A 26,073-nucleotide genomic window follows, 5' to 3' on the forward strand; every position below is an offset into this window, starting at 1 on the left:
GAAGTGTCTAGTTCCAGCGTCTAGCCCCTGTGAAAGATAACCTCTTGACTCTAAAAGTAAAAAGCACTTTTTGATTCAAGAGAACATTTTTCTTCGGGGCTAAACAAGACGCTTGCACTTTTCTTATTTTCGTAAATCTTTTGCTGTAAACCCTTGCTTTATCAGCAATTCAGCATTACTTGGATAATAAGATTGATCATAGAAGGAAGCAATGCGTTCTGTCCAATTCGCTTCATTGTCTCCACGATTTAGCAGATACTTTTTAAACGTTTCATTATAATTATGTAAAAAAGGAAGCTGCTCTTTGTTATAATTTTCTTTATGTAGGATGCTTTCTTTCGGCAAACGCGGTTTTACTCCTGGATCTTCTGCAGGATAACCAATGCAAAGACCAGAAATTGGAATTACATACTTAGGTAATTGAAGAAGGTCAACTACTTCTGAGGCGTTTCTTCTAATTCCGCCAATTGCTACTGTACCTAAACCCACTGATTCAGCAGCAGTTATTGTATTTGCCATTGCAAGGCCAACATCTGTTGCGCCGACTAACAATGCATCTACATCGTCTACTGCCTGCATTCTTTTATTTTCTTCCTCACTCGCAAGTTTTGCCCGATAAAAATCTGCACAAAAGACAAGAAATAATGGTGCATTATTAATATGCTGCTGATTTCCACATAATTCGGCCAGCCGCTCTTTTCGTTTTGTATCCTCTATTGCGATAATAGATACTTGCTGTCCATTAATCCACGATGGTGCTGCTTGAGCGGTTGTAATAACTGCATCTAACAAGTCAGAAGGTACTGGTTTTTCTTCATATTTTCGATAAGAACGATGCTTTTTTAATGCATTAATTATAGGGTTCATTAGTAACTCTCCTTCTTTTAAAATTCTCACTAGTATTGTACCATACTCTGTTTTTGGTGGAATTTCTATAAAAAATGGAATAGAAAAGTTTTTAAGACTCTCCATTCCATTTGTAGTTATAAATGAGTGGCTGGACCTTTTTTCTTATGCACCGATAGCAATTTCACCTTATAAAAGAGATTCAGCGCCATCCACATAAATTTCAGTTCCGGTAATATGGCTGGAAGCTTTGGAGCTTAAGAAGCAGACAAGATCTGCAACTTGTTCCGCATCACCTGGTTCATTTTCAAGAGGTTGGTTGCCTTCAGGGTAGTCCACTGGTATTCTAATTTCTTTTAATGTATCTTCATCCGGAAACGTATTTTCATCAATATTTGTTTTAATGCTTCCTGGACAAATCATATTTACCCGAATCTTATATCTAGCTAGTTCTAGTGCAGCCATTTTTCCAAAGGCAACCTGCCCAGCTTTTGATGTACTGTACGCAGACATCCCGAAATTAGAAAAAGTTCTGTTTCCATTAATGCTGCTTGTAATGACAATGCTGCCACCGCTTTTTTTCATATGGGGAACACAATAATGAACAGTTAAAAAGGTACTTTTTAAATTTGTTTCGATTGTCGTATCCCAATCTAGCGGGGTTAATACTTCAATTGGAGCAACTCGTCCATTGATACCAGCATTTACAAACACAATATCAATTCGTTCCCATTTCGCAATCGTCTGTTCTATTGCATTTTTAACAGAATTAGGATCTGAAACATTGGTTTCGAAAGCAAGTGCTTCCCCGCCGCTATGTAAAATTTCCTCTTGCACTTCTTTTAATTCATTAACGTCTAAATCGACAAGAGAGACTTTCACTCCTTGGGAGGCTAATGAAAGCGCAGATGCTCGCCCGATACCTGATGCAGCACCTGTAATAACAGCCACCTTGTTTGCTAAATCTTTCATATTTATTCCTCCTAAAACAATTTAATAGATTTTTTAATAAGTTGAATCAATTTCATAAATTAAACCCTTAGAGCCGCAAGCTATCTGAGGCACAAAAAAAGGAGTACCTCCCCAAAATGTCGAAATAAGTAAGCACCACACAAACTTATGAGACTGGAGGAAGACTCCCTATGACTATTATACGACAAGGAAGCCTGTTTGGCCTACAAGAATTATATGATTTAGAACCTACCCAACGTTTTGAAGCTATTTTTTCTTCTATTGACATGGAACCAATCTTCGCTGTGGTAACGAAGAAATCACGTTTTGGAAGACCCGTTGAGTTGAATTATGTAGCGATGATTTGTTCACTCGTTGCTAGAATCACAGAGCGTATTCCATTTATTAAAGATTTAGTGAAAAGATTACAGAATGACATGATTTTTCGCCTCGATTGTGGCTTTTTAGTGTCCGATACTATTCCGTCAGAAGCAGCTTATTCCAGAATGGTCACCATCCTCAGTGAATCGAATGTACTTGAAAAAGTCCAAGGAACCTTGCTTCATCAAGCGATTTCAGAAGGCTTTATTTCCGATGATACAGTAGCCATTGACGCTACTCACTTTCTCGCAAAAGATGCAGCACCACCAAAGGAAGAACAACCGAAAAGTGAACCAAAAAAGCGTGGGCGTAAACCAAAAGAAGAACAGGAAAAATGGCTCATCGAAAAAGCGGAATGGAAAGCCAATCTGCCTCTTTTTGATAAAAAAATCGAAGATCAGTTAGCCATTCCTTTAGCCGAACTTCGAGCTGAAATTCCTCAAGATCCACAGTGGGGTGTGAAGAAAAACAGCGAAGGAAAAAACGTTTTTTGGTATGGATTTAAAGCTCATTTGGCTGTTGGAACATCCAGTCAATATATTCTTCAATCCCTTCTTTCATCGGCTAACTTGAATGACGGAAAGGCTGCGATTCCTTTATTAAAAGGAATTCACGAACGACTATCACTTTCTTCTTTACTCTATGAAACAATGGACGCTGGTTACGATTTTGAAGCCATTTATACGCAGATACATCGAATGGGTCATCGAGCTGTGATTGCTTATAATAAACGCAATGAACCAGAACCAATTGGTTTTGATAAGCATTTCGCTCCTACTTGTGTCCGTGAACATTCCTATCGTTATGATAGCTTTGATGGTAAATATGAAACACTAAAATACACACGTCCAAACGAATGTATGGACTGTCCATTAGCCAATGATGGTCTATGTCAAAAGGTGTATAAAGTAAAAATCACTACCGATTTAAGAAAATATACAGCGCCAGCACGTGGATCTCAAATATGGAATAAGATCTTCAAAAGACGCACGGCGGTAGAACGTGTGAATGCTTATCTTAAGGGATATTTTCAATTAAACAATGTTCGTTATCGTACAGGAAAAAAGGCTAAAGTCCATTTTGACCTCGTTACGTTAGTTTATAATGCTTCAAAATTAGCTGCAGATCGTCTGAATCAAATGTCCAATCAACACCAAGTTGCTTAATCAAAGTAAAAAAAATTAAAAGCATTTAAATTCTGCAAGTTTTTGATTTTTTAAAAGTTGGACTTATGAAATTGACTCAGTTTATTAGAAAAATTGGAAAGGTCCTATTTCATAACTAAGATAATCTTGCTCATAAAATAGCTGTACTATTCTATATCCAAAATAAGCGGTGGAGAAACCAACTAATAGTAGTAAAATAACAAAATGGAAGGACAAACTTCTATTTAACCAAATTGATGACAAAATAGAATACCATTTGATGATAGAGTTTCTAAAAGCTTTACGTTGGTAAAATTAACGGTAAAATAATAGGAGAGAGGAGTGAATAAAGAATGAAAGCACAAATCATTCAAGAGTTTGGAGATTCATCTGTATTTCAATTAACCGAGGTAGAAAAACCAAAAGCAATCTCAGGGCATGTAGTAATTAAAGTAGCAGCAACAAGTGTAAATCCAATTGATACAAAGGTAAGAAGTGGTGCTGTTCCTGCAGCTTCACCAAAGCTTCCAGCAGTAATTCATGGTGATGTAGCTGGCATAGTAGAGGAAGTGGGAGAAGGCGTTACAGCATTTAAAATGGGGGATGAAGTATTTGGCTGTGCAGGAGGATTTAAAGGGACGAGCGGAGCACTAGCTGAATATATGCTTGCTGATGAACGAATGCTTGCACATAAACCAAAAAATAGTACGATGGAAGAAGCAGCTGCTATTCCACTGGTGGCTATTACTGCCTGGGAAGCGTTATTTGAAAAAGGGAATTTAGCGGCAGGTCAGGATATATTAATTCATGGAGCAACTGGCGGTGTTGGGCATATGGCCATTCAGTTGGCAAAATCTGCTGGAGCAAAGGTTTATACAACTGCTTCTTCACATAAAAAAATGGAGCTTGCAAATGAATTAGGAGCAGATGCTGTCATTAATTATAAGGAACAATCTGTTCAAGAATATGTAGAAAAGTATACAGATGGTAAAGGATTTTCGGTTGTATTTGATACGGTGGGAGGAAAAAATTTAGATAACTCTTTCGAAGCAGCTGCAATAAATGGCAATGTTTTAGCGATTGCAGCAAGATCAACTCATGATTTATCTCCATTACATAGTAAAGGGTTATCTTTACATGTGGAGTTTATGCTGTTGAAAATTTTAAATGAGGATCTTCGTGCAGACCTTGGTGCAGCATTAGCTCAAATAGCCCAGTTAGTAGAAGAGGGAAAACTTCGACCACTTATTGATGAAAAAGTATTTTCGTTTGATGAAGTGTCGCAGGCTCATGATTATTTAGAATCTGGAAAAGCGATAGGGAAGATTGTTTTAAAAAATACGTGGTGAATAGAAAAGAGACATCCATAATTTTATGGATGTCTCTTTTGTGATCGTTATTTTACTACTGTAATAGAACTCGCTTTGCTTTTGTTTTTGCTGACATCTGTTGCCGTTGCATAGATTTTTGTTTTCACTTTTTGCGGTGTAATTGTAATCTTAAATTTCCCGGCTTTATCGGTTTTACCTGTGCCAATTGTTTTATTAGCTACTTTTAATATGATGGAAGAGGAGGCTTCTGCTTTACCGGTAATCATTTTCGCTTTGCTTGTCACTTTATTTAAGTTTGGAGCAGAGGGTGCAGTTTTATCGATTACTTTTGTGTAGCTGGCTTTACTTGTATTTTTAGCAGCATCTGTTGCAGTCGCATAAATTTTTGTATTCGCTTTTTGTTGTTTGATTTTTATTTTATATTTCCCGGTCTTATCTGCTTTGCCTTTACCAATCGATTTATTATTTACTTTCAGTGTGACGGTAGAAGCAGCCTCTGCTTTTCCAGTAACTGTTGTTGTAATGGATGTAACCTTATCTAGTTTAGGAGCAGAAGGAGCAGTTTTATCTGTTACGACTACTGTTTTTGCTTCACTTAAGGCATGTAAATAGTTGGTATACGTAATGACTAATTTTGTCCCAGTTTTTTGAAGTGGAATTTTGCTTGCGAATTTCCCATTATCATCCGAAACAGTAGTAGCAAGTATAGAAGCTCCTTTTTTTATTGTAACGGTAACATTTGCAGGTGCTTTTCCTGAAATAGTTTTAGAATTATCAGCAATTGTATTAACTGAAGGTGCATCCACTTTTTTTGTAATATATGCAGATGAAATAAATCCTGTTAGTTTTTTATCTACCGTTGTAACAGGATACCAGACAAATTGGTTAGCACTGTTTGGATCAGCATCGTAAACAAGATTCCCATCTATTATAAGTGTCGTATTTTTTGCTAGGTCAGTGATAAAGGTAGAATTATCTACATATGGATTTTTTCTAAGGCTAACTTTATCTAAAGTAACAACTTTATCTCCTTTTTTTATGGTATAGATAGATTCATGCAATTCTGAAGGGACAGCATAATGTAAAATATTAAAAATAATATTTTCATTTGAATCTGGATTGTATTGAAAATCTTCTTTTTTAAATGGAATAGAAGAAAGGGAGCGGACTCCTAAAAAGCTGTTATCCATTAGCTTTCGAAATACAATTTCTTGATAAGCTGTTGTATTTATCTCACCAGTGCTTTGAACAGTAGGGCTATTCTGTGGTTTGGTTCCGTTATAAGCCAAAAGTGGAAAATACCAATTTTCTAGTATCTGATTATTTGCACCATCAATTTTAGGTAAGTCAGTTCGGGCGTACATGCTTTTTAACACGTTAATACCAGCAGTAATATTGTATAGGATATCCGTTTTTAATTTTTCTTGATCGTAGTTTGATTGATTGGTGATTTGCATAATGCCAATCCCTATGCCGTCTGCAGATATAATAGGTTCACCATTTTCAGTAAATTGCTTTAATCCACTTTCCTGTGTAGCAATTGCCTTCACAATTTCTGGTGGAACGCCCTCAGTTAATGCTGCAGTTGTTAATAAACAATTTGTTGTTTGCTGGGAAGGATTTTTGCCTGGAGTGATAATGCCACACGCAGTGTTTTCTTCTGCTGATGCTACAGAAATAGAATGAGTGAACAAAAAACCTCCTACTAGCAGACAAAAGCTAGCTTTTATCATCTGTTTCAACAAATATATATCCCCCTATTTTTATAGTAGATTATTCTTCTACTAGTTTACTATATTTGGATAGAAATAAAAAATAGAGGGACTGAAATTTTTTATGCCATGCTGACGATTCTCAAAGATAGCATAAAACTAACCAATTAGTCTGTCGAAGATTCTTTTAACAGGGAGAGAGCTTCAGCGCTTATCGAAACAGAATCCAATTCAATTTGTGGATTCATCATTTCCGAAGATGAGCGTTGATTATTCGCTGTATTCGTTGATTTTAACATCTGAATTTGTTTCTCAATGGCTTCCATTTGTTTGTTTAACTGTTCTATTTGCTCTTCTTTTTCTTTTTCCTTTATATTTTTGTTTTGTTCTACTTGTGTCAGCTGATTTTGAAGCTGCTGTTTTTGGTTTTCTAATGTTTTTATTTCTGTGGTCGTATTAGAGGAAATAGTTGTATTTGTATTAATGGCTGAAATATTCATCAATTTGTATGCTCCTTATTTTGTATTTCTTAAAATTATAGAAGGCTTTCCTTAAGATTCTCTTAAAGAGACGCATAAAAACTAGCAGGATAATACAAAATACAATCGTAATGACTCATTTAGGAGGTAACAATAATGGAACAAAATAAAGCAAATTCAGATAATCGTTTAGATAATGTGGAAAAATTACAAGATATGATTCAAAACACAAATGAAAATATCGAAAAGGCGGAGCAATCTTCATTATTAGCAAATGAAGTAGAAAAAGCACAAATTGAAGAAAAAAATAAAAATCGTGAACAATCATTACAAGCTTTTAAAGAAGAGATAAAGGAAGAAAAATCTGATCGGGAAAATGGATATCATTAAATCATGGTTTTAGGAAGAGATAAATGGTTGTGTTCTCAACCGAAAAAGAAAACGTTAATTTAATTGATAAAGAAAATAGCATATCCGTAAAGGTTATATAAATGTATTAAAAAAGTAAATCAATGAGTGTTATTTGATAATCCACCTGTTCGCCACTTTATTTGGAATAAGGTGGTCTTTTTTTTGACCAGAACATTTTTTCAGCAGGGGATATCACGGTTTCCCGTACTTTATTATGAGTGGGACTATTTAATTAGAAAGTTTAAGAAAAGGATATCTGGATATACATACTGTATACAGTAATGAAGGAGGAAGAAATGATGCCATATAATACATTAAATGACTTGCCTGAATCAGTAAAAGATCACTTGCCTCACCATGCTCAAGAGATATTTAAAGAAGCTTTTAACGCTGCAAATGATGAGTATAAGGAAGAGGAGCGAGCCTTTAAAGTAGCTTGGAGTGCAGTGAAGCATAAATATGAAAAAAGTGATAATGGGAAATGGGTAAAAAAAGAATAAAGTTTTTATGCATAAAAAAGGTTGTCCTGAAAAGAATGATGTCATTCTTTAGGACAACCTTTTTGATTAATACTAGCCTTTTACTAATGTTTCAGCACCATCAACAAATACTTCTGTTCCTGTTATATGAGAGGCTTCATCAGAAGAAAGGAATAATAGCAGATTTGCTACTTCTTCAGGGTGACCAGGCTCCATTTTAAGTGGAACAGCATTATCTGGAATATTAATTGGAAATTGAATTTCATCTAATTTATCAGATTGCTTCATTGAGTCGAAAATATTAGTATCTGTTATTCCAGGGCAAATGGCATTTACTCTTATTTTATGTTGAGCAAGCTCTAAAGCTGCCATTTTGGCAAAAGTAGCAATGGCTGCCTTTGATGTACTATATGCGGAAAATCCTTGTTGAGCAAACTGACGATTACCACTTACAGAACTAGTAACAGTAATGGATCCCCCTTTTTCCTTCATATAAGGAATAGCGTGCTTAACGGTCTCAAATACACCAATTAAGTTATTTTGAATAGTCTTTGCCCATTCTTGGCTAGGAAAATATTCAATTGGAGAAATCATGCCAAGAATACCTGCATTAGCAAATACGACATCTGTTTTCCCCCATTTTTTATTAGAATCCTTTATTGCACGGCTAATTTGTTCTTCTTGTGAAACATCTGCTGCAAAATATGCTGCTTGTCCACCGTTTTGTTTAATTTCCTCTACAGTTTCCTTTGCACGATCTTCATTTAAATCAATGATGCTTACTTTTGCACCTTCATTTGCTAATCGAACAGCAGAAGCTTTCCCAATGCCCGAACCTCCACCAGTTACAATTGCAACTTTGTTTTTCATACGATTCAATTTGATCAACTCCTAGGTATATAGAAATTTAACAAATAGTCATTTTAATATGACTATTTAATAATCTCTTGTTTATTTACCCGAAGTATCATGCTTTAATCATTAAGATCTCATTTAATGAACGAAAGCAATATTCTTATGTGAGAAAATAATGCATAACAAAAAAGTACACCTATTATTAGGTGCACTTTTTCCTATTTTAAGATAGACGGTTGCTGTAATCTTCGAACTTAAATTGTCTAACGACTTTTATGCCTTCTTTATCATTATAAGAAGCAATAGAAGGTAGGTTCACACCATTAAACATATGGTTTTTCACCATAGTGTAATGAGCCATGTCGCAGAATATCACTTTATCTCCAGGCTTTAAAGGCTGTTTAAATGAATAGTCGCCAATAACATCACCCGCTAAGCAAGTCATACCGCCAAGTCTGTAGGTGTATTCATTATCTCCAGGCATTTCGGCATCAATAATATTAGGTCTATACGGCATTTCAAGTACATCTGGCATATGACAAGTTGCAGATGTGTCTAGAATAGCAATATCCATGCCATTATTGACAATATCTAGAACAGTTGCTACTAAGTAGCCAGTATTTAAAGCAATTGCTTCACCTGGTTCTAAATATACATCTATTCCATATTTGTTTTTTATAAATAAAATAGATTCAACAAGTGTTTCAATATCATAATCAGGTCTTGTAATATGATGTCCGCCACCAAAGTTTATCCATTTCATTTTTTTGATATGCTCGCCAAATTTTTCATCGACTACCTTAATAGTCCGTTTTAGTGTGTCAGAATTTTGTTCACACATTGTGTGAAAATGAAGGCCGTCAATGCCATCTAATTCTTCAGGTTTAAAGTTGTCCAATGTCACACCAAAACGTGAATAAGGAGCACATGGATTATACAGCTGTGTTTCAATTTCTGAGTACTCTGGATTAATACGAAGACCTGTTTCGATTTTTTTGCCAGCGTTTTTCACTTTGTCTTTAAAACGATTCCACTGATCGAATGAATTAAAGACAATATGATCTGTATATTGGAGTAATTCGTCGAATTCACTTTCCACGTAAGCTGGTGCATATGCATGAACTTCCTTGCCCATTTTTTCAAAGCCTAGTCTTGCTTCAAATAGGGAACTAGATGTAACTCCTGCTAAATATTTCCCAACTAATGGGAAGGTAGAATGCATGGAAAATCCTTTTAATGCTAAAAGAATTTTTGCTCCAGTTCGTTCTTGAACCGAATTTAACACTTCTAAATTTTTCTGTAAAAGTCGTTCATCAACAACATAGCAAGGTGAAGGTACTTGATTAAAATCAATTTTTTTCATCTCTGTCCTCTCAATCTAAAAGAGTTGGAGAGAAATTCTCCTGCCAAGGCAATCCGTATTTATTTAAAGCTTCCATAAATGGATCTGGATTGAACTCTTCCACGTTGTAAACGCCTGGTTTTTTCCAAGCACCTTTCATAATAAGCATTGCGCCAATCATAGCTGGTACTCCAGTAGTATAAGAGATAGCTTGAGAGCCGACTTCTTTATAGCATTCTTGGTGGTCGCAAATATTATATACGTAATAAGATTTTGGCTTCCCGTCTTTTATACCTTGAATAATACAACCGATATTTGTTTTTCCTTTTGTTCTAGGTCCTAATGAAGCTGGATCTGGAAGGATTTCTTTTAAAAATTGCAGTGGAATGATTTCTTTTCCTTCATACATTATAGGTTCAATAGAAGTCATACCAACGTTTTCAAGCACTTTTAAATGATTTATATAGTTGTCAGAGAAAGTCATCCAAAATCTTATTTGTTTAACGCCCTTGATGTTTACGGCTAAAGATTCTAATTCTTCATGATAAAGAAGATAGATATTCTTAGGCCCAACTTCTGCTAAATCATATTCTCTTTTTTCAGATAGAGGTGCTGTTTCAATCCATTCACCGTTAGCGAAATATCGACCGTTTGCAGTAATTTCACGAATATTAATTTCTGGATTGAAGTTTGTAGCGAATGGATATCCATGATCTCCGCCATTTGCATCGACAATATCAATATAGTGAATTTCATCGAAGTGATGTTTTTGTGCATAGGCAGTAAATACACCAGTTACACCTGGATCAAAACCACTTCCTAATAATGCAGTTAAACCAGCTTCTTCAAACTTTTGTTTGTACTCCCATTGCCATTTATATTCAAACTTTGCTGTTTCTGGTGGCTCATAGTTTGCTGTATCCAAATAATGAACTCCAGTAGCAAGACATGCGTCCATAATCGTTAAATCCTGGTATGGAAGAGCTACATTTATTACTACCTCAGGTTTGAAAGAATTAATTAGTTCAATTACTTCTTCCGTTTGATCGGCATCAACTTGGGCAACAGAAACTTTTGTTTTGCCACCGTCTAATTTATTTTTAAGCGCTTCACATTTAGAAAGCGTTCTGCTTGCAATACAAATTTCTTCAAATACGTCAGGCACTTGGCAACATTTATGTGCAACAACACTTGCAACTCCGCCAGCACCAATGATTAATGCTCTTCCCAAAATGAAAAACCTCCTTGAAATCGTTTTGAAAATTCAATAAGGCTGATTATACAGAAAGTGTGTCAAATAATCCATAAAATCCGACAAAATATAATAATTTTTTTTTGAATATATTATTTGGCATAAAAGATAGAGGGAAAAGTTTTTATAGAATAATGAAAAAGGATTGTTTAGATGGAAAAGTTAGGAGAAAATGAATGAAAATATTATGGATAGAAAATATTTTAGAGGAGTTATAAGAGAAAGGAAACAATAAAAAAAGCCACTTAGCGCATCAATAAATGTGGATAACCTTATGTAAAGGAAATGTCCCCATTAGAACGTCTAGTGTCTTCAGAGTTTTTTATTGGTGGAGACTATCGGGATCGAACCGACGACCTCTTGCATGCCATGCAAGCGCTCTCCCAGCTGAGCTAAGCCCCCAAAAAAATCACTAATGCTTAATCACACTTTTTATTATACAGATTGCTGTAAATTTAGCAATATATTTAATTATATTTCGTTTTGATTAGAAAAGGACAAGAAGAGAGGCTCTCTTGTCCCTGAACATATTTAATGCAAACTATCGATTTCGATTTGCTCTACACCATGCAGTTCTGAGATTTGTTGATAAACATCTGTTATTTCTCTTTTATGATCCACAATTAATTTAAGTAAAATCGAATGATCCCCTGTTTCCAAATCTTTAATGCGAACATGTTTAATTTCTAATTCTAGTTTAGCAATGGATTTAATAATGGAAGATACATTTTGTTTTTCATGTGCTTTAAGTTTTACTCTAATTTCTTTTTCCCGTAATTGTCTTGGCCCAATTAGACTCATTAAAAATGGAATGAATTTAACACTGACTATTAAAAGCAGAACACCAATAATGGCCTCCATATAATAACCTGCCCCTACAACTATCCCTATTCCGCCTGCTCCCCAGATGAGGGCAGCTGTAGTAAGTCCTGAAATACTGTCATTTCCTCTTCTTAAGATGACACCTGCTCCAATAAAACCAATTCCTGAAACAATTTGCGCTGGTAAACGTAAAGGATCCATTTGAATATTTACTTCCTGGCTGCCCGGGAATTTATAAGCAGCCTCGATAGAAATAATTGTTAATAAACAGCTGACAATACTTATAACAAGACTGGTCTTTAGTCCCACGGGTTTTTTTTTGATTTCTCTTTCCAAACCAATAATTATCCCTAGTCCAGTTGATACTGCTAATTTGATAAAAAAATCAATTTCTAAATGCATAATACCTCCAACCTTTTTTAGTAATCTTTTATGTACAAATCAATCAGAGTTAAAGTACATGACTATCATTATATTTATATTATAGACAATGTATTATCCTTCATCTATAAAAACTAAACGAAAAAAATAATATGTATTAACAAAAAAACGTTCTGAAGTTGCGTTATATAGATTGTCTCTTTCCATGAGCGCTTGTTTGTCGGTACACTTTGCTTCCGTTTTTCCTGTCTCAAAAGTAGGAGCCCAGAGGAACCAACACTCAGAATAAAAATGGTTTTTTAGCATCAGTTAAGTAAGAAACTAAAACGTCGCACCATCAAATTCGTTTGCAAGTCTTGATATTACTCGGTTTAGAACAATAAAATGGGAGGTTTCGTTTTTTAGTGTGGTGGTTGCTTTCCACTACGGGTTGCTTCGCTTTCCGCGGGGATAAGCTTGAGCCTCCTCGGCGTTGCCTTGCGGGGTCTTTAGCCTTCCCACATTTCCCGCAGGAGTCTTCGCACCCTCCGTTACAAGCAACCTGTTTTAGAATATGTTCATGTCTTCGAATTTCATGACAAGGTATGGTTACTAACACTAGTAGTGTTGTTGTTATTTTTTGCCAAAATGTTCCGCTTTTAGTCTATTCTATAAGATGGATGTTTTTCACCAGTTCAACGACAGCAACTAATGAATCAAACGGCTTGATTGGAGTGGAAGGTGCGAGACTCCTGTGGGATTAGCTGGTTAGATGAGACCTAAGCAGGCGCTTGCGCCGAGGGGGCTCATCACACGCCCCACGGAAAGCGAGCATCCTGAAACGAGAATCTTGCCCCTATTTATAAGGAATTCTTAAGATTGTATGATGATATGTTATAAAGTATGGAGAGAGTTTATCTTGAAATAGAAGGAGTTTTCGTAAAACTTTATTGTTGTCGAACAAGTAAGTTGATTTCCGAGCATGTTTGCTTTCTACAGGATTACACTCTAATTAGCTTGTTCTAACAAATGTAAAAGGTTCTATTTACAAAAACTTTTATAAACAAGCTTCTTTAAGTAAAGAACCAAATATAAAGTTCAAATAAAGACAGAAGTTAATTAATGAATCTAATCAAAATAAAAAATTTATATAGATATAGGAAGGTTTTTGATTTATTGAAATAAAAAACAGAAGTTATTTAATTAAATATAAAAAAAGTATTGCAGTGTAATTAGATACATGGTATATTAAATCTCGTCCTCAACGAGAGAATGGAAAAATAAAATTTCTTGAAAAGTTGTTGACAGATAAAAAAGATTTATGTTATATTGGTTGAGTCGCTTCTGAAGCGAACGAAACAAATTGCTCTTTGAAAACTGAACAAACAAAACGTCAACAATAAACGTTTATAACTAAGTTATAAACACAACAAGTAACAAAAAAGCTAGAGTTTAGCTTCGGAGCTAATCTTACTCTTATATGGAGAGTTTGATCCTGGCTCAGGACGAACGCTGGCGGCGTGCCTAATACATGCAAGTCGAGCGGACTTAAAAAGCTTGCTTTTTAAGTTAGCGGCGGACGGGTGAGTAACACGTGGGCAACCTGCCTGTAAGACTGGGATAACTTCGGGAAACCGGAGCTAATACCGGATAATCCTTTTCTACTCATGTAGGAAAGCTGAAAGACGGTTTACGCTGTCACTTACAGATGGGCCCGCGGCGCATTAGCTAGTTGGTGAGGTAACGGCTCACCAAGGCAACGATGCGTAGCCGACCTGAGAGGGTGATCGGCCACACTGGGACTGAGACACGGCCCAGACTCCTACGGGAGGCAGCAGTAGGGAATCTTCCGCAATGGACGAAAGTCTGACGGAGCAACGCCGCGTGAGTGATGAAGGTTTTCGGATCGTAAAACTCTGTTGTTAGGGAAGAACAAGTACGAGAGTAACTGCTCGTACCTTGACGGTACCTAACCAGAAAGCCACGGCTAACTACGTGCCAGCAGCCGCGGTAATACGTAGGTGGCAAGCGTTGTCCGGAATTATTGGGCGTAAAGCGCGCGCAGGCGGTCCTTTAAGTCTGATGTGAAAGCCCACGGCTCAACCGTGGAGGGTCATTGGAAACTGGGGGACTTGAGTGCAGAAGAGAAGAGTGGAATTCCACGTGTAGCGGTGAAATGCGTAGAGATGTGGAGGAACACCAGTGGCGAAGGCGACTCTTTGGTCTGTAACTGACGCTGAGGCGCGAAAGCGTGGGGAGCAAACAGGATTAGATACCCTGGTAGTCCACGCCGTAAACGATGAGTGCTAAGTGTTAGAGGGTTTCCGCCCTTTAGTGCTGCAGCAAACGCATTAAGCACTCCGCCTGGGGAGTACGGCCGCAAGGCTGAAACTCAAAGGAATTGACGGGGGCCCGCACAAGCGGTGGAGCATGTGGTTTAATTCGAAGCAACGCGAAGAACCTTACCAGGTCTTGACATCCTCTGACACTCCTAGAGATAGGACGTTCCCCTTCGGGGGACAGAGTGACAGGTGGTGCATGGTTGTCGTCAGCTCGTGTCGTGAGATGTTGGGTTAAGTCCCGCAACGAGCGCAACCCTTGATCTTAGTTGCCAGCATTTAGTTGGGCACTCTAAGGTGACTGCCGGTGACAAACCGGAGGAAGGTGGGGATGACGTCAAATCATCATGCCCCTTATGACCTGGGCTACACACGTGCTACAATGGATGGTACAAAGGGCAGCAAAACCGCGAGGTCAAGCCAATCCCATAAAACCATTCTCAGTTCGGATTGTAGGCTGCAACTCGCCTACATGAAGCTGGAATCGCTAGTAATCGCGGATCAGCATGCCGCGGTGAATACGTTCCCGGGCCTTGTACACACCGCCCGTCACACCACGAGAGTTTGTAACACCCGAAGTCGGTGGGGTAACACTTATGTGAGCCAGCCGCCTAAGGTGGGATAGATGATTGGGGTGAAGTCGTAACAAGGTAGCCGTATCGGAAGGTGCGGCTGGATCACCTCCTTTCTAAGGAAAATGGAATTTACATTCCATCACAGATTGTTGACGTATTTGTTGTTCAGTTTTGAGGGAGCAATTCCTCAAGAATAAAGAAAAAACTTCTTTATTCACTATATTAGGGTAAAAAGAAACGAACAGATCGAGGAAGCGCCAGAGCGAGCACCAGAACGTACTATGTACGTGAGGAGCAGAGCAAAGAAGCTGACGAAGAGATGTGAAGTTTATTTTTAGCCGTAAATTGTTCCTTGAAAACTAGATTATGTATAGTAAGAACCAAGAAAGAAACCGAGCAATCGCCATCTTAGATTCTCTATTTATAGAGTATCAAATTGAGATATAGTGAATCTGTTAAAAGTGAAACTATTATCAAAAACTTGAGGGTAAAGAGAAACGAGCAGGTCAAGGAAGCGCCAGAGCGAGCACCGGAACGTACTTTGTACGTGAGGAGCAGAGCGAAGAAGCTGACGAAGAGATGTGAAGTTTATCTTTAGCCGAAACCAAAGTTAAGTTAGAAAGGGCGCACGGTGAATGCCTTGGCACTAGGAGCCGATGAAGGACGGGACTAACACCGATATGCTTCGGGGAGCTGTAAGTAAGCTTTGATCCGGAGATTTCCGAATGGGGAAACCCTCTATCCGTAATGGGATAGAATCTTTACCTGAATACATAGGGTACTGAAGGCAGACCCGGGGAACTGAAACATCTAAGTACCCGGAGGAAGAGAAAGCAAACGCGATTCCCTGAGTAGCGGCGAGCGAAACGGGATTAGCCCAAACCAAGAGGCTTGCCTCTTGGGGTTGTAGGACACTCAACATGGAGTTACAAAGGAACGGGGTAGATGAATAGGTCTGGAAAGGCCAGTCATAGAAGGTAAAAACCCTGTAGTTGAAACTTCGTTCCCTCCTGAGTGGATCCTGAGTACGGCGGGACACGAGAAATCCCGTCGGAAGCAGGGAGGACCATCTCCCAAGGCTAAATACTCCCTAGTGACCGATAGTGAACCAGTACCGTGAGGGAAAGGTGAAAAGCACCCCGGAAGGGGAGTGAAATAGATCCTGAAACCGTGTGCCTACAAGTAGTTAGAGCCCATTAATGGGTGATAGCGTGCCTTTTGTAGAATGAACCGGCGAGTTACGATTACATGCGAGGTTAAGTTGAGAAGACGGAGCCGCAGCGAAAGCGAGTCTGAATAGGGCGAATAAGTATGTGGTCGTAGACCCGAAACCAGGTGATCTACCCATGTCCAGGGTGAAGTCCAGGTAACACTGGATGGAGGCCCGAACCCACGCACGTTGAAAAGTGCGGGGATGAGGTGTGGGTAGCGGAGAAATTCCAATCGAACTTGGAGATAGCTGGTTCTCTCCGAAATAGCTTTAGGGCTAGCCTCAAGGTAAGAGTATTGGAGGTAGAGCACTGTTTGGACTAGGGGCCCCCATCGGGTTACCGAATTCAGACAAACTCCGAATGCCAAATACTTATCCTTGGGAGTCAGACTGCGAGTGATAAGATCCGTAGTCAAGAGGGAAACAGCCCAGACCACCAGCTAAGGTCCCAAAGTATACGTTAAGTGGAAAAGGATGTGGAGTTGCTTAGACAACCAGGATGTTGGCTTAGAAGCAGCCACCATTTAAAGAGTGCGTAATAGCTCACTGGTCGAGTGACTCTGCGCCGAAAATGTACCGGGGCTAAACGTATCACCGAAGCTGTGGATTGACATCTATTGATGTCAGTGGTAGGAGAGCGTTCTAAGGGCGTTGAAGCTAGACCGTAAGGACTGGTGGAGCGCTTAGAAGTGAGAATGCCGGTATGAGTAGCGAAAGATGAGTGAGAATCTCATCCACCGAATGCCTAAGGTTTCCTGAGGAAGGCTCGTCCACTCAGGGTTAGTCGGGACCTAAGCCGAGGCTGAAGAGCGTAGGCGATGGACAACAGGTTGATATTCCTGTACCACCTTATGAACCGTTTGAGTAATGGGGGGACGCAGGAGGATAGGGTAAGCGTGCTGTTGGATTAGCACGTCCAAGCAGTTAGGCTGGTAATGAGGAAAATCCCGTTACCATAAAGGCTGAGCTGTGACGGCGAGGGAAATATAGTACCGAAGTTCCTGATTCCACACTGCCAAGAAAAGCCTCTAGCGAGGTTCAAGGTGCCCGTACCGCAAACCGACACAGGTAGGCGAGGAGAGAATCCTAAGGTGAGCGAGAGAACTCTCGTTAAGGAACTCGGCAAAATGACCCCGTAACTTCGGGAGAAGGGGTGCTCTTTTGGGTGTTAAAGCCCGAGAGAGCCGCAGTGAATAGGCCCAGGCGACTGTTTAGCAAAAACACAGGTCTCTGCGAAGCCGTAAGGCGAAGTATAGGGGCTGACACCTGCCCGGTGCTGGAAGGTTAAGAGGAGGGGTTAGCAGCAATGCGAAGCTCTGAATTGAAGCCCCAGTAAACGGCGGCCGTAACTATAACGGTCCTAAGGTAGCGAAATTCCTTGTCGGGTAAGTTCCGACCCGCACGAAAGGTGTAACGATCTGGGCACTGTCTCAACGAGAGACTCGGTGAAATTATAGTACCTGTGAAGATGCAGGTTACCCGCGACAGGACGGAAAGACCCCGTGGAGCTTTACTGTAGCCTGATATTGAATTTTGGTACAGCTTGTACAGGATAGGTAGGAGCCTTGGAAGCCGGAGCGCTAGCTTCGGTGGAGGCATTGGTGGGATACTACCCTGGCTGTATTGACATTCTAACCCGCACCCCTTATCGGGGTGGGAGACAGTGTCAGGTGGGCAGTTTGACTGGGGCGGTCGCCTCCTAAAAAGTAACGGAGGCGCCCAAAGGTTCCCTCAGAATGGTTGGAAATCATTCGTAGAGTGTAAAGGCACAAGGGAGCTTGACTGCGAGACCTACAAGTCGAGCAGGGACGAAAGTCGGGCTTAGTGATCCGGTGGTTCCGCATGGAAGGGCCATCGCTCAACGGATAAAAGCTACCCCGGGGATAACAGGCTTATCTCCCCCAAGAGTCCACATCGACGGGGAGGTTTGGCACCTCGATGTCGGCTCATCGCATCCTGGGGCTGTAGTCGGTCCCAAGGGTTGGGCTGTTCGCCCATTAAAGCGGTACGCGAGCTGGGTTCAGAACGTCGTGAGACAGTTCGGTCCCTATCCGTCGTGGGCGTAGGAAATTTGAGAGGAGCTGTCCTTAGTACGAGAGGACCGGGATGGACGCACCGCTGGTGTACCAGTTGTCTTGCCAAAGGCATAGCTGGGTAGCTATGTGCGGAAGGGATAAGTGCTGAAAGCATCTAAGCATGAAGCCCCCCTCGAGATGAGATTTCCCATAGCGCAAGCTAGTAAGATCCCTGAAAGATGATCAGGTTGATAGGTTTGAGGTGGAAGCATGGCGACATGTGGAGCTGACAAATACTAATAGATCGAGGACTTAACTAAAAATGAAAAGCGAAAAACGCCTGTTTATAGACGTTGTAGCTAGATAAAAATGATTAATTCGGTTCTTTCTTCTTACACATAATCTAGTTTTCAGGGAATAATTTTTTCAAAAAACCTTGAAAAATTTTAAAAAGACGTTATAATAAAATATGTCTTTAAAGTCTGGTGGCGATAGCGAGAAGGTCACACCCGTTCCCATACCGAACACGGAAGTTAAGCTTCTCAGCGCCAATGGTAGTTGGAGGTTCTCCTCCTGTGAGAGTAGGACGTCGCCAGGCATAATATTGGAGGATTAGCTCAGCTGGGAGAGCATCTGCCTTACAAGCAGAGGGTCGGCGGTTCGATCCCGTCATCCTCCACCATACTTTAATTAACAAAAGACAAGCTGTTTAAGATGCCGGGGTAGCTCAATTGGTAGAGCAACTGACTTGTAATCAGTAGGTTGGGGGTTCAAGTCCTCTCGCCGGCACCATCTTATGTTGAGCCATTAGCTCAGTTGGTAGAGCATCTGACTTTTAATCAGAGGGTCGGAGGTTCGAATCCTCCATGGCTCACCATTTTTTCTAAATACGCGGGTGTGGCGGAATTGGCAGACGCACTAGACTTAGGATCTAGCGCCGCAAGGCGTGGGGGTTCGACTCCCTTCACCCGCATCCTTTAAACATTTAATAAACGCGGAAGTAGTTCAGTGGTAGAACATCACCTTGCCAAGGTGGGGGTCGCGGGTTCGAATCCCGTCTTCCGCTCCAAAAAACAATGCCGGGGTGGCGGAACTGGCAGACGCACAGGACTTAAAATCCTGCGGTAGGTGACTACCGTACCGGTTCGATTCCGGTCCTCGGCACCATTGTTTTTTAATTAGCGCCCGTAGCTCAATTGGATAGAGCGTCTGACTACGGATCAGAAGGTTATGGGTTCGACTCCTTTCGGGCGCGCCATATTTCGGGAAGTAGCTCAGCTTGGTAGAGCACTTGGTTTGGGACCAAGGGGTCGCAGGTTCGAATCCTGTCTTCCCGACCAGGAAGAGCATAAAAATGGGGCCTTAGCTCAGCTGGGAGAGCGCCTGCCTTGCACGCAGGAGGTCAGCGGTTCGATCCCGCTAGGCTCCACCAATCAAAATTATCAATATTTATTATGGCGGCGTAGCTCAGCTGGCTAGAGCGTACGGTTCATACCCGTGAGGTCGGGGGTTCGATCCCCTCTGCCGCTACCATATAAATTTGGACCTTTAGCTCAGTTGGTTAGAGCAGACGGCTCATAACCGTCCGGTCGTAGGTTCGAGTCCTACAAGGTCCACCATTTATCGTGGAGGAATACCCAAGTTCGGCTGAAGGGATCGGTCTTGAAAACCGACAGGCGGGTCAAACCGCGCGGGGGTTCGAATCCCCCTTCCTCCTCCATTTACATTTAATACTATTATCGTCGCGGGGTGGAGCAGTCTGGTAGCTCGTCGGGCTCATAACCCGAAGGTCGCAGGTTCAAATCCTGTCCCCGCAATCTGGTCCGGTAGTTCAGTTGGTTAGAATGCCTGCCTGTCACGCAGGAGGTCGCGGGTTCGAGTCCCGTCCGGACCGCCATTATTGATTAAATAAAAACTTAAAATAATAGGGTTTCAAAAAGCGAAAAGTTCAAGGAAGCGATTGAATGAACACTGGAGTGTATATAAACACGCTAGAATGTGAGTGAAAGAGCTGACGAAGAAATTTGAAGCTTAGCGAAAGCCATCTATTAAGGCTCAGTAGCTCAGTCGGTAGAGCAAAGGACTGAAAATCCTTGTGTCGGCGGTTCGATTCCGTCCTGAGCCACCATTATTGCTGTTGAAGAAATATTAATAATAGCATGATGGCGGTTGTGGCGAAGTGGTTAACGCATCGGATTGTGGCTCCGACATTCGTGGGTTCGATTCCCATCAATCGCCCCATTTCCAATAAATATTGCGGGTGTAGTTTAATGGTAAAACCTCAGCCTTCCAAGCTGATGTCGTGGGTTCGATTCCCATCACCCGCTCCAAATAAATTATAATGGGCCTATAGCTCAGCTGGTTAGAGCGCACGCCTGATAAGCGTGAGGTCGATGGTTCGAGTCCATTTAGGCCCACCATAGAATCTATAAAAAACAAACTAATTATTCCGCAGTAGCTCAGTGGTAGAGCATTCGGCTGTTAACCGAACGGTCGTAGGTTCGAGTCCTACCTGCGGAGCCATTTGTTTTTTGGGGAAGTACTCAAGAGGCTGAAGAGGCGCCCCTGCTAAGGGTGTAGGTCGCGTAAGCGGCGCGAGGGTTCAAATCCCTCCTTCTCCGCCATAAAATTACTATAAAGGCCCATTGGTCAAGCGGTTAAGACACCGCCCTTTCACGGCGGTAACACGGGTTCGAATCCCGTATGGGTCATTAAATAGAGCTATTAGCGAAATGCTAATGGCTTTTCGTTTTGGAAAAATGCTTAATAACCTGTGGATAACTTTAATGAACGATGAATTCTTCATTGAATCTAGAGATTATTTTGTAACACCAAAAGAAGCTCACTGTTCGGTGCAAAGAAACTTTTCTCCTTTTAAGTTTAAAATGAAATATAAAATTAAGTATTTATCTTTCAAAATGGATACACTGAACTAAAAGTATTTTTCAATATATAAACTTTTGAAGGAGTTTTTTAAAAGGCAAGAAAGTATAAATTTTTCGAAGCTTGGCAAGTTTCTCTCCATTGCTCTAAAAGTAAAAAACACTTTTGGAGGCAGGATAACATTTTTCTTATTTTTTTAAAGGTAATTCATATACAAGGTATGAAATTATTTCCAAATATATAGGAAAAATTAATTCACCAGCGATTATTGTAAAATAAACGAGTAAGGTAAGAACTGTTAAATACTAATTAACATAGTATCAAGGGTAACGTAATTTAAATAAATGATAAAGTTTATTAAGAGCTTATTCCTCTGCAGAAATTGAAGAATCTATTATATTCTTTTTGATCTTGTAACAATCCTACTTGCCGACAAACAGAGACCGCAAACTTAGCAAAAGCTGTACCTTTAGCAGTTATTATAGAACCAGCTATTTCTATATCATTACCAGTGTAACGCGAATGTCGAAATAAGTTTTGATTATTTTCATATGTATGTAAAAGGCAGGTGATTTTTTTGTCAATAAGTATGCCAGCTTTTGCTAATAATAGTGCCGATGCACAGATAGAGGCTATCGGAATATTTAACTGAAAAGCATTTTCCAAAAGATTTTTAACAGATTCATTATAAAGGATCTCTTGAACACCATCTCCGCCAGCTATAAGAATTACTTCGAACTCAGCTACATTTATATCTTTGATTGAAGTACTTTGTGTTTGTATTCCTCCAATGCTTTCGACCACCTTACCGTCAATCGTTACTGTAGTAATCGTAAAATTACCGATTTTCTTTAATAAGAATAGTGCATGTGCTATTTCAAAGTCGGCATATTGGGGGTAGGCTAAAAATAAAGCATTTCTCATACTGTTTTACCTGCTTTCCACATTTATTTACATATATTGTAGCATAGGTAATTTAGCTTACATATCCCATCAAATCGAAAAAAAAGGCAGAAAAAAATTTCCGCCTTTTTTTGTCTAAAAATATTCTGATGGGCATATAAATTAAAATAGTGATTACAGTTATTAGCTTTCTGAAAAAACGGTTAGAGTTGCTGCTATAATCTTCCTTGTTTAAGATCTTCTTCTAGTTTATCTTCAGTTGTCATTAATTTTTTTCCAGGATTGTTTAAATCAATATCAGAAGTTATTCCAGTATTTGGTCCCCTAAATAAGTCCCCAGTAGCTAAGATTTTTTTGTCGGGTGCTTCAAAAAATGGATTAATTTCTTCTTTCTTTTGTTCTAATAAATATTCTTCTTCACTTTTACTCATGATTCTCCACCTTTCTTTTCTAGTCTGTTTTATTTTTTCTTAAGAAAGAAAAAGTATGTTAAAAATTCAACAATAGTTTTTAGAGGATCAAACATAAAAAGTTTATCATTATCATAAAATTTTAAAAAACAAAAAAGGATTTCTGTTACTTTGGATAGAATATTATTTTAATCTCCATTTTTTATTTTTTCTGAAATTAATCCGTTTTCATTTTTTTTGGAGAGTTAGTTTTATTTGTAGAAAAAAGGGGAAAACATTACTTGTACAGCTGTAGTGGTTATATGTATTGGAATATTTGAATTAGAGAGTAGGATGCAAGTGGAAACAGTATATCCAACAGAATTTCAACTACATTTATTTCATGAAGGGAATCTATTTGAAAGCTATAAATTGTTGGGATCTCATGTTTATCAACAAAATGAAGGGGTTTGCACAGTTTTTTGTGTATGGGCGCCACATGCACAATATGTCCATTTAGTAGGAGATTTTAATAATTGGAAAGCTGAAAAATACTCCCTTGAGCGAATAAATAACGAAGGAATATGGCTTATCAAAATCGACAAGGATTTGACTGGAGCATTGTATAAATATGAAATAACAGCTTCAGATGGAAAAAAGTTTTTAAAAGCAGATCCTTATGCATTTTATTCGGAAACGAGACCCAACACTGCATCAATTGTTTACTCTTTGGACGGATACAAATGGAAGGATGCGAAATGGAAACAAAAAAAAGCAAAAAAGAATTGTTTAGAGGAGCCAATGGCCATTTATGAAGTACATCTTGGTTCTTGGAAGATACATGAAGATGGATCGCTTTATACTTATAAGGAACTAGCAGAATCACTAATTCCTTATTGTTTAGAACAAGGATTTACTCATTTGGAGCTATTGCCATTAGTGGAGCATCCACTTGATATTTCATGGGGATATCAAGGGACAGGTTATTATTCTGCTACTAGTAGATTCGGTGAACCAGTAGACTTTATGTATTTTATTGATCAATGTCATCAGCATGGACTGGGTGTTATTTTAGATTGGGTTCCAGGTCATTTTTGCAAAGATGCACATGGACTCTATCAATTTGATGGAACAAGTCAATTTGATTATGTAAACCCTAAAGATAGAGAAAATCTAGTATGGGGAACAGCTAATTTTGATTTAGGAAAGATGGAAGTTCATAGTTTTCTTATCTCGAATGCCTTATACTGGATGGAATATTTTCATATTGATGGATTTAGGGTAGATGCCGTATCTAATATTATTTACTGGCCCAATTCACAGGATAGTATTAATCCATTTGGAATTGAATTTCTAAAGAAATTGAATCAAACAGTAAGAGAGTATGATACAACAGTATTAATGTTTGCGGAAGATTCTACTGATTTGCCTCAAGTGACTGCGCCAGTACATTATGGTGGGTTAGGTTTTCATTATAAATGGAATATGGGGTGGATGAACGATCTATTATCATATATGGAAACAGAGTCTGATAATCGGCGTCATGTTCATGATAAGATAACCTTTTCTTTACACTATGCTTTTTCAGAGAATTTCATATTGCCACTCTCTCATGATGAAGTAGTTCATGGGAAAAAATCTCTCCTCAATAAAATGCCTGGTGACTATTGGCAGCAATTTGCTCAATTCAGATTGCTAATAGGTTTTATGATCGCCCATCCTGGTAAAAAACTATTATTTATGGGAGCTGAATTTGCCCAGTTCGCAGAATGGAAAGATAAAGAACAGCTAGATTGGATGCTCTATGATTTTGAAATGCATCAAAAGGCAAATGAATATACAAAGGAACTATTAAAAATCTATAAGCGCTCAAAACCTCTTTATCAACTAGATCATGTATATGAAGGTTTTGAATGGATAGATGTTAATAATAAAGATCAATCAATTTTCTCCTTTATACGAAAAGGGATAAAGCCTGAAGAATTTCTTATTGTTATTTGTAATTTTATGTATCGAACATATGAAAATTATTTAGTAGGTGTACCAAATAGTGGATCTTACCGAGAAATACTTAATAGTGATGCTGATAGATTTGGTGGAGCCGATTATATAAACAAAAAAGTAATAAAAGCACAAGAAATCCCGTTTCATGGAAGACCATTTTCTGTTCAATTAACAATACCAGCTTTTAGTATTATCATTTTACGACCAGTACAACATCGGAAGGAGAGAAAAGGAAATGGGAAAGAAAAGATGCGTCGCAATGCTATTAGCAGGAGGAAAGGGGAGTAGACTATACTCTTTGACCAAAAGTTTAGCGAAACCAGCTATCCCTTTTGGAGGGAAGTATAGAATCATAGATTTTACTCTTAGCAATTGCTCCAACTCTGGAATTGAAACAGTTGGTGTGTTAACACAGTATCAGCCGCTTGTTTTAAATTCTTATATTGGTATTGGAAGTGCTTGGGATTTGGATCGTGTAAATGGCGGTGTAACGGTCTTGCCACCATATAGTGAATCTTCTGAAGTTAAATGGTATACAGGGACTGCAAGTGCAATCTATCAGAATGAGAATTATTTATCTCAATACGATCCAGAATATGTATTAATTCTTTCAGGTGACCATATTTATAAAATGAATTATGAATTAATGCTGGAGTATCATATCGAAAAACAAGCAGACGCATCTATTTCTGTAATTGAGGTACCATGGAATGAGGCAAGCAGATTCGGCATAATGAATACTAATGATGAAATGGATATTGTAGAATTTGAAGAAAAACCTGCCAATCCTAAAAATAATTTAGCATCTATGGGGATTTATATCTTTAAGTGGAGTGTTCTTAAGGAATTGTTGGAAGAAGATAATGTAAACAAACAGTCATCCCATGATTTTGGCAAAGATATAATTCCTTTATTAATAAAAAAACAAAAAAAAGTTGTTGCGTATCCTTTTAAAGGGTATTGGAAGGATGTAGGTACTGTTCAAAGTTTATGGGAAGCTAATATGGATTTATTAGATGATGAAAGCGAACTGGATATCTATGATTATAACTGGAGAATTTATACGGTTAACCCTAATCATCCCCCACAATATATTTCCAGTGAAGCGATTGTAAAAGAATCGATGATAAATGAAGGGTGCACAATCAGCGGAGAAATTGAAAAATCTATTGTATTTCAAGGGGTTCATGTTGGAACAGGATCAATAATTCGTAGTTCTGTGATTATGCCAGATGCTAAAATTGGCGAGAATGCTTATATTGAAAAAGCGATCGTCCCTTCTAACATAAGTATTCCAGATGGAATGGTCATTAAACCAAATAAAAAGACAAACGAAGTGGTTTTAGTTACAGAAGAAATGGTTAATGAGTTGATTTCCTAACAAACTAG

At 39.0% G+C, this 26,073-nt stretch carries 16 protein-coding genes, 22 tRNA genes and 3 rRNA genes; 30 read left to right on the forward strand and 11 right to left on the reverse strand.

All coding sequences use genetic code 11. The features are described from left to right. Positions 1-123 precede the first annotated feature (123 nt). Together AC5LWL_RS06875 and AC5LWL_RS06880 are read right to left on the reverse strand one after the other, a co-directional pair. Positions 124-867: an NADPH-dependent oxidoreductase gene (locus AC5LWL_RS06875; RefSeq protein WP_493433635.1), complete on the reverse strand. Its 744-nt coding sequence runs from the start codon at positions 865-867 to the stop codon at positions 124-126. Between the two features lie 168 nt (positions 868-1,035). Next, entirely contained in the window at positions 1,036-1,818 is a 783-nt protein-coding gene (locus AC5LWL_RS06880; protein ID WP_493433636.1) for an SDR family oxidoreductase, read from the reverse strand. Positions 1,819-1,988: 170 nt separating this feature from the next. On the opposite strand from AC5LWL_RS06880, the gene AC5LWL_RS06885 reads away from it, so the two are divergent. Together AC5LWL_RS06885 and AC5LWL_RS06890 are read left to right on the forward strand one after the other, a co-directional pair. Further along, a complete protein-coding gene (locus AC5LWL_RS06885; protein WP_493432662.1) occupies positions 1,989-3,344 on the forward strand; it encodes a transposase in 1,356 nt (451 codons plus the stop codon). 332 nt (positions 3,345-3,676) lie between these two features. Further along, the gene (locus AC5LWL_RS06890; protein WP_493433637.1) at positions 3,677-4,672 is read left to right on the forward strand and encodes a zinc-dependent alcohol dehydrogenase family protein; all 996 of its coding nucleotides are present in this window, start codon (positions 3,677-3,679) and stop codon (positions 4,670-4,672) included. Positions 4,673-4,719: 47 nt separating this feature from the next. Here the strand turns inward: AC5LWL_RS06890 and AC5LWL_RS06895 are convergent, their stop codons facing one another. Together AC5LWL_RS06895 and AC5LWL_RS06900 are read right to left on the reverse strand one after the other, a co-directional pair. Then, entirely contained in the window at positions 4,720-6,399 is a 1,680-nt protein-coding gene (locus AC5LWL_RS06895) for an Ig-like domain-containing protein (protein WP_493433638.1), read from the reverse strand. 134 nt (positions 6,400-6,533) lie between these two features. After that, entirely contained in the window at positions 6,534-6,869 is a 336-nt protein-coding gene (locus AC5LWL_RS06900) for a FlxA-like family protein (protein WP_493433639.1), read from the reverse strand. Between the two features lie 132 nt (positions 6,870-7,001). On the opposite strand from AC5LWL_RS06900, the gene AC5LWL_RS06905 reads away from it, so the two are divergent. Beyond that, positions 7,002-7,235 (forward strand): small acid-soluble spore protein Tlp, encoded by a 234-nt coding sequence (locus AC5LWL_RS06905; protein ID WP_493433640.1) that lies wholly within the window; start codon positions 7,002-7,004, stop codon positions 7,233-7,235. A 320-nt stretch (positions 7,236-7,555) separates the two neighbouring features. Beyond that, positions 7,556-7,756 carry a ChaB family protein gene (locus AC5LWL_RS06910; RefSeq protein ID WP_493436558.1) on the forward strand — a complete coding sequence of 67 codons (201 nt, stop codon included), beginning with the start codon at positions 7,556-7,558 and terminating at the stop codon, positions 7,754-7,756. 72 nt (positions 7,757-7,828) lie between these two features. Here AC5LWL_RS06910 and AC5LWL_RS06915 read toward each other — a convergent pair whose 3' ends face one another. The 5 genes from AC5LWL_RS06915 to AC5LWL_RS06935 form a co-directional block, all read right to left on the reverse strand. Further along, the gene (locus AC5LWL_RS06915) at positions 7,829-8,605 is read right to left on the reverse strand and encodes an SDR family NAD(P)-dependent oxidoreductase (RefSeq protein WP_493436559.1); all 777 of its coding nucleotides are present in this window, start codon (positions 8,603-8,605) and stop codon (positions 7,829-7,831) included. A gap of 208 nt (positions 8,606-8,813) precedes the next feature. After that, positions 8,814-9,953 (reverse strand): carboxynorspermidine decarboxylase, encoded by a 1,140-nt coding sequence (gene nspC, locus AC5LWL_RS06920; RefSeq protein ID WP_493433641.1) that lies wholly within the window; start codon positions 9,951-9,953, stop codon positions 8,814-8,816. Positions 9,954-9,963: 10 nt separating this feature from the next. Next, positions 9,964-11,163 (reverse strand): saccharopine dehydrogenase family protein, encoded by a 1,200-nt coding sequence (locus tag AC5LWL_RS06925; protein ID WP_493433642.1) that lies wholly within the window; start codon positions 11,161-11,163, stop codon positions 9,964-9,966. Between the two features lie 347 nt (positions 11,164-11,510). Then, positions 11,511-11,586 (reverse strand) — tRNA-Ala (locus tag AC5LWL_RS06930). Between the two features lie 129 nt (positions 11,587-11,715). Further along, a complete protein-coding gene (locus AC5LWL_RS06935; RefSeq protein ID WP_493433643.1) occupies positions 11,716-12,408 on the reverse strand; it encodes an MgtC/SapB family protein in 693 nt (230 codons plus the stop codon). Between the two features lie 1,435 nt (positions 12,409-13,843). On the opposite strand from AC5LWL_RS06935, the gene AC5LWL_RS06940 reads away from it, so the two are divergent. The 24 genes from AC5LWL_RS06940 (at position 13,844) to AC5LWL_RS07055 (ending at position 21,216) form a co-directional block, all read left to right on the forward strand. Then, positions 13,844-15,393: ribosomal RNA gene (locus tag AC5LWL_RS06940) — 16S ribosomal RNA — on the forward strand. 495 nt (positions 15,394-15,888) lie between these two features. Then, positions 15,889-18,825, forward strand: a 23S ribosomal RNA gene (locus AC5LWL_RS06945). 161 nt (positions 18,826-18,986) lie between these two features. Continuing rightward, positions 18,987-19,103 (forward strand): 5S ribosomal RNA (rrf, locus tag AC5LWL_RS06950). The 16S, 23S and 5S rRNA genes sit together here with 21 tRNA genes alongside, the layout of an rRNA operon. Positions 19,104-19,111: 8 nt before the next feature. Next, positions 19,112-19,187 (forward strand) — tRNA-Val (locus AC5LWL_RS06955). 34 nt (positions 19,188-19,221) lie between these two features. Beyond that, a tRNA-Thr gene (locus AC5LWL_RS06960) sits at positions 19,222-19,297 on the forward strand. 9 nt (positions 19,298-19,306) lie between these two features. Next, positions 19,307-19,382, forward strand: a tRNA-Lys gene (locus AC5LWL_RS06965). A 14-nt stretch (positions 19,383-19,396) separates the two neighbouring features. Continuing rightward, positions 19,397-19,478: transfer RNA gene (locus AC5LWL_RS06970), tRNA-Leu, on the forward strand. A 21-nt stretch (positions 19,479-19,499) separates the two neighbouring features. Continuing rightward, positions 19,500-19,574, forward strand: a tRNA-Gly gene (locus AC5LWL_RS06975). A gap of 9 nt (positions 19,575-19,583) precedes the next feature. Beyond that, positions 19,584-19,672 (forward strand) — tRNA-Leu (locus AC5LWL_RS06980). Positions 19,673-19,686: 14 nt separating this feature from the next. Then, positions 19,687-19,763: transfer RNA gene (locus AC5LWL_RS06985), tRNA-Arg, on the forward strand. Between the two features lie 5 nt (positions 19,764-19,768). Next, a tRNA-Pro gene (locus tag AC5LWL_RS06990) sits at positions 19,769-19,845 on the forward strand. 16 nt (positions 19,846-19,861) lie between these two features. Next, a tRNA-Ala gene (locus AC5LWL_RS06995) sits at positions 19,862-19,937 on the forward strand. A gap of 24 nt (positions 19,938-19,961) precedes the next feature. Further along, positions 19,962-20,038: transfer RNA gene (locus AC5LWL_RS07000), tRNA-Met, on the forward strand. A gap of 9 nt (positions 20,039-20,047) precedes the next feature. Then, positions 20,048-20,124 (forward strand) — tRNA-Ile (locus tag AC5LWL_RS07005). Between the two features lie 8 nt (positions 20,125-20,132). Further along, positions 20,133-20,225: transfer RNA gene (locus AC5LWL_RS07010), tRNA-Ser, on the forward strand. A gap of 23 nt (positions 20,226-20,248) precedes the next feature. Continuing rightward, a tRNA-Met gene (locus tag AC5LWL_RS07015) sits at positions 20,249-20,322 on the forward strand. Between the two features lie 3 nt (positions 20,323-20,325). Then, positions 20,326-20,402: transfer RNA gene (locus tag AC5LWL_RS07020), tRNA-Asp, on the forward strand. 155 nt (positions 20,403-20,557) lie between these two features. After that, a tRNA-Phe gene (locus AC5LWL_RS07025) sits at positions 20,558-20,633 on the forward strand. Between the two features lie 37 nt (positions 20,634-20,670). Then, positions 20,671-20,746: transfer RNA gene (locus tag AC5LWL_RS07030), tRNA-His, on the forward strand. 15 nt (positions 20,747-20,761) lie between these two features. Continuing rightward, positions 20,762-20,835, forward strand: a tRNA-Gly gene (locus AC5LWL_RS07035). Between the two features lie 13 nt (positions 20,836-20,848). Further along, a tRNA-Ile gene (locus AC5LWL_RS07040) sits at positions 20,849-20,925 on the forward strand. Between the two features lie 28 nt (positions 20,926-20,953). Continuing rightward, positions 20,954-21,028: transfer RNA gene (locus tag AC5LWL_RS07045), tRNA-Asn, on the forward strand. A gap of 10 nt (positions 21,029-21,038) precedes the next feature. After that, positions 21,039-21,129 (forward strand) — tRNA-Ser (locus AC5LWL_RS07050). 15 nt (positions 21,130-21,144) lie between these two features. After that, positions 21,145-21,216: transfer RNA gene (locus AC5LWL_RS07055), tRNA-Glu, on the forward strand. A 529-nt stretch (positions 21,217-21,745) separates the two neighbouring features. Here the strand turns inward: AC5LWL_RS07055 and AC5LWL_RS07060 are convergent. Further along, a complete protein-coding gene (locus tag AC5LWL_RS07060; protein WP_493433644.1) occupies positions 21,746-22,312 on the reverse strand; it encodes a DJ-1/PfpI family protein in 567 nt (188 codons plus the stop codon). A 194-nt stretch (positions 22,313-22,506) separates the two neighbouring features. Next, positions 22,507-22,722, reverse strand: coding sequence for a hypothetical protein (locus AC5LWL_RS07065; RefSeq protein WP_493433645.1), 216 nt, complete (start codon positions 22,720-22,722; stop codon positions 22,507-22,509). A 312-nt stretch (positions 22,723-23,034) separates the two neighbouring features. Here AC5LWL_RS07065 and glgB point away from each other — a divergent pair, with 312 nt between their 5' ends. Together glgB and AC5LWL_RS07075 are read left to right on the forward strand one after the other, a co-directional pair. After that, complete coding sequence (glgB, locus tag AC5LWL_RS07070) at positions 23,035-24,972, forward strand: 1,4-alpha-glucan branching protein GlgB (RefSeq protein ID WP_493433646.1); 1,938 nt, start codon at positions 23,035-23,037, stop codon at positions 24,970-24,972. Beyond that, a complete protein-coding gene (locus AC5LWL_RS07075; protein WP_493433647.1) occupies positions 24,920-26,065 on the forward strand; it encodes a glucose-1-phosphate adenylyltransferase in 1,146 nt (381 codons plus the stop codon). Before glgB ends, AC5LWL_RS07075 begins: the two co-directional genes overlap by 53 nt. Positions 26,066-26,073: the final 8 nt, after the last annotated feature.

Source organism: Niallia sp. WK069_GA_01 (assembly GCF_983173855.1).

Bases quoted from the DNA above. Each gene is read 5' to 3' on its own strand.
- AC5LWL_RS06880 (WP_493433636.1), bottom strand. From the start codon at position 1,818: ATGAAAGATTTAGCAAACAAGGTGGCTGTTATTACAGGTGCTGCATCA.
- AC5LWL_RS06935 (WP_493433643.1), bottom strand. From the start codon at position 12,408: ATGCATTTAGAAATTGATTTTTTTATCAAATTAGCAGTATCAACTGGA.
- AC5LWL_RS06910 (WP_493436558.1), top strand. From the start codon at position 7,556: ATGCCATATAATACATTAAATGACTTGCCTGAATCAGTAAAAGATCAC.
- AC5LWL_RS07075 (WP_493433647.1), top strand. From the start codon at position 24,920: ATGGGAAAGAAAAGATGCGTCGCAATGCTATTAGCAGGAGGAAAGGGG.
- glgB (WP_493433646.1), top strand. From the start codon at position 23,035: ATGCAAGTGGAAACAGTATATCCAACAGAATTTCAACTACATTTATTT.
- AC5LWL_RS06915 (WP_493436559.1), bottom strand. From the start codon at position 8,605: ATGAAAAACAAAGTTGCAATTGTAACTGGTGGAGGTTCGGGCATTGGG.
- AC5LWL_RS06905 (WP_493433640.1), top strand. From the start codon at position 7,002: ATGGAACAAAATAAAGCAAATTCAGATAATCGTTTAGATAATGTGGAA.
- AC5LWL_RS06890 (WP_493433637.1), top strand. From the start codon at position 3,677: ATGAAAGCACAAATCATTCAAGAGTTTGGAGATTCATCTGTATTTCAA.
- nspC (WP_493433641.1), bottom strand. From the start codon at position 9,953: ATGAAAAAAATTGATTTTAATCAAGTACCTTCACCTTGCTATGTTGTT.
- AC5LWL_RS06885 (WP_493432662.1), top strand. From the start codon at position 1,989: ATGACTATTATACGACAAGGAAGCCTGTTTGGCCTACAAGAATTATAT.
- AC5LWL_RS07065 (WP_493433645.1), bottom strand. From the start codon at position 22,722: ATGAGTAAAAGTGAAGAAGAATATTTATTAGAACAAAAGAAAGAAGAA.
- AC5LWL_RS06875 (WP_493433635.1), bottom strand. From the start codon at position 867: ATGAACCCTATAATTAATGCATTAAAAAAGCATCGTTCTTATCGAAAA.
- AC5LWL_RS07060 (WP_493433644.1), bottom strand. From the start codon at position 22,312: ATGAGAAATGCTTTATTTTTAGCCTACCCCCAATATGCCGACTTTGAA.